Consider the following 5,683-nt stretch of genomic DNA (forward strand, 5'->3'; position numbering starts at 1 on the left):
CCGCGTGGCCGCCGCCCCGGCGAATCACTTCTTTGGCTGAACCGGGGGAGTCCACACGCATGAACCTGTTCGAACGGGACGACGAGCTGAAAGTTCTGCGGGAGCTGTTCACCCGCTCCCTGGAAGGGGCTGGGGCGCTGGTCCTGGTCACCGGTCCGCCGACCGCCGGGAAGACCGAACTCCTCTACGAAATGGCTGACTTCGCGGCGGACGCGGGCGCCGTGGTGCTGACGGCGCAGTGCCTGCGGGCCAGTGAGGTCGCGCCGCTCGACATGCTCTCGCAGCTGCTCGCCAAGGCCGGTTCACCGGCCCGGCATGTGCAGGCGGACCGGCTGCTCGCGGAGGGCCGCGCGGCGGCCGCACACTCCTCGGACCTCCGCTCCGAGGCGATCGGCCACATCCCGGGCCAGATCCTGGACGGACTGTGCGAGGTGGTCCTCGGGCCGGCGCGGCAGGAGCCGGTCCTGCTCCTCGTGGACGACGTGCAGTTCGCGGACGTGCCCTCGCTCCAGTTCCTGCTGCACCTGGCGCACCGCTCGCGGGCGGCGCGGCTGATGATCGTGCTGGCGGAGCGGGCCGGGCCGGAGACCGTGCACCCGTTGTTCCGCGCCGGGCTGCTCGGCCAGCCCCACTACCGTCAGTTGTCGGTCGGGCCGCTCTCGGTGGCCGGGGTCGACGCGCTGCTGGCGGGGTGGGCGGCGGACGGCGCCCGGCCCTCGGCGGCGGTCGTGCACGCGATCACCGGGGGCAACCCGCTGCTGACCCGGGCGCTGCTCCAGGACTCGCGGGCGGCGGGTGCCGAGGCGCACCGGCCGGGCGGCATCGCGGTGGGCAGCGCCTACCAGCAGGCGGTGCGCTACTGCGTCCACCGCGCCCAGCCCGCCACCCGCGATGTCGCCGGGGTCGCGGCGGTCATGGGCGACTCGGCCTCGCCGGAGCTGATCGCCCGGATCCTGGACCGGGGCGACGACGCGGTGGAGCGGACGCTCGCCTCACTGGAGCGGACGGGGCTGGTCACCGGCTCCCGGTTCCGGCACACGGCGGCGCGGGAAGCGGTGCTGGCCGATCTGACCCAGCGGGAGCGCACCGACCTCCAGCGGCGGGCCGCCCGCGCCCTGGACGAAGACGGCGCCTCGTCCACGACGGTGGCGCTGCACCTGCTCTCCTCGGGATACGCCGAGGAGGAGTGGGCCCAGCGGGTGCTGGACGAGGCGGCGGACGAGGCCGCGGCCCTGGGCCGCCCGGACCACGCCGCGGCCTTCCTGGACCTGGCGTCGCGGGCGTGCGGGGACGCGCGGCGCCGCGACGAGCTGGTGATGCGGCTGGCCCACCACGAGCAGTGGGTGAACCCGTTCGCGACCGCGCGGCGGGTGCACCGGCTGACCCGGCCGCTGCGGCACGACCGGGTCGCGCCCGCCCACCTGCCGCTGATCCTGCGGCACCTGTTCATGTCGGGGCGACTGGACGAGGTGGCGGCGGTGCTGCCCGCGCTGGACGCGGCGCGCACGGTGGCCGACCCGGAGACCGCGCTGCGCCTGCGGTTCTCCCGGCTCTCGCTGGGCACCTGGTACCCGGCGCTCCCGGACGACGAGAACGGCCGCGAGGACGTCGCGTCGAGCACGGAGACGCACCCCGACCCTCGGTTGCGGGCGGTCGGTGCGCTGCGCGCGCTGCTGGGTCCGGGGGACCGGCAGGCCGCGGCGGAGGAGGCGGACGCGGCGCTGTTCGGCCTGGGCACAGGCGTCCCGGCGCTCGAAGCGGTCGGTACGGCGCTGGTCACGCTGATCCTGGCGGGCCGCACGGAGCGGGCCGCCGACTGGTGCGAGCGGCTGCTGGAGGGGGAGGACGAGAGCGGGCTGGCCGGGCGGCGGCTCGTACTGACCCTGATCCGGGCGGAGATCGCGCTGCGCCACGGCGATCTCGTGCCTGCCGACCGGCTGGCCCGGCAGGCGATGCGGCTGATCCCCGGTCAGTACTGGCCGCTGGGGGCGAGCATTCCGCTGGTCCTCGCGCTGCGGGCGGCGGTCGCGGCGGGCAACCTCGACGCGGCGGCGGAGCTGGCCGGGCGACCGGTGCCGCACACCTTGATGGACACCCTGCTGGGGCCGCTGTACCTGCACGCGCGCGGGCACTTCGAGCTGCTGGCGGGGCGGCCGGACGGGGCGCTGGACGACTTCCTGACCTGCGGGCGGATCATGCGCAAGGGCCGGTTCGACCTGCCCGCGCTGGCGCCGTGGCGCAGCGACGCCGCCGAGGCGTATCTCGCGCTCGGGTGTCCCGCCGAGGCCCGGTGGCTGGCCGAGGAGCAGCTCGCCCTGGCGGGGCCGGGGCCCTCGCGGGCCCGGGGCACCGCCCTGCGGATGCTGGCGGCGGTCTCGTCGGGCGAGCAGCGGGAACGGCTGCTGGAGGAGTCCGCGGCGGCGCTGGGGGCGTGTGGGGACCGCGCCGAGCTGGCGAAGACCCTGGCCGAACTGAGTGGGGAGGGTCTGCCGCGGGGGGCCGCGGCGGACGGGCAGCCCGCCGCGGACCAGGCGCGTGAGCCGGCCGCCCGCTGCGGTACGCGGCCGGCGCCGCACAGGCTGCTGCCCAAGACGCGGCCGGTGCCGTCCGTGTACCCGGCCCGGACGGCCCCGGGCCACGAGGTACGAGCCGCGCTCACCAGTGCGGAGGAGCGGGTCGCCAAGCTGGCCGCCCGGGGGCGGACGAACCGGGAGATCGCCTCGGAGCTGCGGGTCACGGCGAGCACGGTGGAGCAGCATCTGACGAAGGTCTACCGCAAGCTGGCCCTCACCCGCCGGGGGGAGCTGACGGAGGTCTTCTCCTGCTGAGGGCCCGCCCGCCGGAGCCCGCCCCGGCGGGCGGGCCCCGGCGGGCGGCAGGCTCCGGCGGCGGGCCCGGCCGGCGGGGCCGTGTCAGGCGGCGGCCTCCCGTGCGACGAAGCTCCGGAGTTCGCCGACCGTGTGAATGTTGCCGACCTCCTCGTCCGGAATCACCATGCCGAAACGCCGCTCCGCCGCGGTGAACAGTTCGATGGTCGTGAGCGAGTCCATGGCGAGATCCTCGCGGAACCTCGTGGCGGAGGTAATCTCCCCGGCGGGAGTTCCGAGTTCGCGGATGAGTTCGTCGATTCCGGTGCGGATTTCGTCAGAAGACATTTCTTTCCCTTCAGGGCATTCTTACGACTTGGCCCGCGTAGGTGAGTCCGGCGCCGAAACCGAGGAATAGAGCGCTGTCCCCGGATTTCGTCGCGCCGGATTCCCGCAGGGCGAGCAGGGCCAGCGGAATGGACGCCGCCGAGGTGTTGCCCGCGTCGATGATGTCGCGGGCCACCCGGTCCTGGTCGATGCCGAGGTCCTTGGCGACGGCGTCCAGGATTCTGCGGTTGGCCTGGTGCATGACGAGCCAGTCGAGTTCCTCGACGGTGGTGCCCGCCCGCTCGCAGGCGAGCCGGGCGGCGGGCGGCAGGCAGTCGATGGCCCACTTGAAGACCAGCCGGCCCCGCATCGTGATGTACCGCTCCCCGTCCGGCACGGCGAGGACGTCCTTGCGGGCTCCGTCGCTGCCCCAGACCGGAGGTCCGATCGTGTCCTCGGCGGAGCGGGAGACGACCACGGCCCCGGCCCCGTCGGCGAGCATCGCGTAGACGTCCTCGATGGCGGGGGTCGTCCAGTCCGTGAGCCGTTCGGAGCCGACCACGAGGGCGTGCTCCACATGGCCGAGGCGGACCGCGTCGGCGGCGGAGGACAGCGCGTAGGTGAAGCCCGCGCAGGCCGCGTTGAGGTCGTAGGCCCCGGCCCCCTCGCAGCCCAGCCGGGTCGCCAGCTCCGGCGCCCCGGCCGGGATGAGGTTCTCCGGGGTCTGGGTGGCCAGGATGACCAGACCGATGCCGGCGGGTGCCACGCCGGCGTCGCGCAGGGCGGCGGCGGACGCCTCGGCGGCCATCGCGACGATCGTCTCGCCCTCGTCGGCGTGGCCCCGGGTCCTCAGTCCTGTCCGGTCGGTGATCCAGTCGGCGGTGAGGGAGGTCCGCGCCGCGATCTCCTCATTGGTCACCGACCGGGCGGGCCGGTAGCCGCCCAGGCCACTGATCCGGGCGCCCCGCGTCACCACTCGACCGGGATCTTCTTCAGGCCGCGGATGACGGTGGTGATGTCGTACCACCAGTCCGTGCGGTCGCCCTCGGCGAGCCGCAGGGAGGGCAGCCGCCGGGCCAGCGTGCTCAGGACGACCTGGAGTTCGAGCCGGGCCAGCCAGGCGCCGACGCAGTAGTGCGGGCCGTGGCCGAAGGCGACGTGCGGGTTGACCTCACGCGTCAGGTCCAGTTCGTCCGGACGTTCGAAGACGCTCTCGTCGCGGTTGGCGGAGGCCAGCAGGGCGAGGATCGGCTCGCCCTCGCGCACGGTGCCGCCCTCCAGCTCGATGTCCTCGGTGGCGTAGCTGCCGAAGCCGAACACGTCCCCGATGGAGACGAACCGCAGCAGTTCCTCGACGGCGGTCGGCATGATCTCCGGCCGCTCGTGCAACTGCGCGTAGTGCTCGGGCCGTTCGAGCAGGGTGTAGAGGGAGTTCGCCAGGTGGGCGGCGACGGGTTCGTGGCCGCCGAGCAGCAGGGCCACCACGTGGTTGGGCAGCTCCTCCGCCGGGAAGTCGTCCTGCGCGTCCCACACCTGTACCAGGGAGCTGACCAGGTCCTCGCCCGGCTTCTCCCGGCGCTCGTCGATCAGCTTGGTGGTGTAGGCGAGCAGGTTGGTGAAGTTCGCGACGAAGTCCTCGACCGGCGCGTTGGTGGTGGACAGCAACCCCACCGACCAGCCGAGGAAGTCGGCGCGGTCCTCCTCGGGGACGTCGTAGAGCACGCAGTTCACGGCCACCGGCAGGGGGCGCGCGATGATGTCGACGATGTCCGCGCCGGGGCCCTGCTCGACCAGGCTGTCGATGAGTTCGTCGGCGATCCGCTGGACGTGCGGCCGCAGGGCCTCGATCCGCTTCTTGGTGAACGCCCGTGCCACCAGCTTGCGCGCGTTGGTGTGCACCGGCTGGTCCATGAAGGGGATGCTGTACGCGTACGGCCCCGGGGCGAAGCGCGGCGCGTCCTTGTTCAGTCCTGCCTCGCGGCTGAAGCGCTGGTCCATCAGGAGTGCCCGGACATCCGCGTGGCGGGTGGCGAGCCAGGTCGGCTCGCCGTACGGGAGGCGCACCTTGGTGAGCGGCTCCTCGGCGCGCAGCCGGTCGTAGACCGGGTAGGCGTCCAGACGGTCCATCGGGCACAGCGGGTAGGCCGGCACCTCGCTGTCGGTTATGGGTTCGGTCATGGCGGGACAGCCCCTTCATCGAAGCACACCGGGCGGACGGCCGGCCTGTGCTGAATAGGTCGGCCGGAAAAGCTTTTATGTCAAAGGCGTTCCATCCCAGTCAACCCCCCTGTGCCGCCCCCCTGATTTTCCTCCGGCAGGCCCGGACAGGATTTTCCTCAGGCTCGATCGCGCCTTTTTCCCGGTCCGGTCACGTCATTTACCAACGCAATTCCGGCGCATCCCCGAACCCCCTCTCCCCACCCCCCTAAGGGGCCCCATAAGGGATTGACTCGTCACCTCACTGTGGACCCTGTAGGGGGTTATCGGAAATGAATTGCCTGCCTATGGTGGGCCGCATCACCCATCCATTCGTCTGACCGAGGTGTCGC

General features: G+C 73.0%; 4 protein-coding genes. 1 reads left to right on the forward strand and 3 read right to left on the reverse strand.

The genetic code is table 11. The annotated features are described in order from the left end of the window. Nucleotides 1-59: 59 nt before the first annotated feature. On the forward strand, nucleotides 60-2,828 hold the full coding sequence (locus ACIOGX_RS25990; RefSeq protein WP_401916592.1) for an ATP-binding protein: 2,769 nt from the start codon (nucleotides 60-62) through the stop codon (nucleotides 2,826-2,828). Between the two features lie 84 nt (nucleotides 2,829-2,912). On the opposite strand, the gene ACIOGX_RS25995 is transcribed toward ACIOGX_RS25990, so the two are convergent. Genes ACIOGX_RS25995 through ACIOGX_RS26005 form a run of 3 tightly spaced genes read right to left on the reverse strand, consistent with a single transcriptional unit; the run spans nucleotide 2,913 to nucleotide 5,312 of the window. Continuing rightward, nucleotides 2,913-3,155, reverse strand: coding sequence for an acyl carrier protein (locus ACIOGX_RS25995; RefSeq protein WP_356515653.1), 243 nt, complete (start codon nucleotides 3,153-3,155; stop codon nucleotides 2,913-2,915). Nucleotides 3,156-3,165: 10 nt separating this feature from the next. Further along, nucleotides 3,166-4,110: a beta-ketoacyl-ACP synthase 3 gene (locus tag ACIOGX_RS26000; RefSeq protein WP_356515652.1), complete on the reverse strand. Its 945-nt coding sequence runs from the start codon at nucleotides 4,108-4,110 to the stop codon at nucleotides 3,166-3,168. Next, the gene (locus tag ACIOGX_RS26005) at nucleotides 4,104-5,312 is read right to left on the reverse strand and encodes a cytochrome P450 (protein WP_384765437.1); all 1,209 of its coding nucleotides are present in this window, start codon (nucleotides 5,310-5,312) and stop codon (nucleotides 4,104-4,106) included. The genes ACIOGX_RS26000 and ACIOGX_RS26005 overlap by 7 nt, the downstream gene beginning before the upstream one ends. Nucleotides 5,313-5,683 lie beyond the last annotated feature (371 nt).

It is taken from the genome of Streptomyces sp. NPDC088147 (assembly GCF_044741565.1).
In the GTDB taxonomy this organism is placed as follows: Bacteria; Actinomycetota; Actinomycetes; order Streptomycetales; family Streptomycetaceae; genus Streptomyces.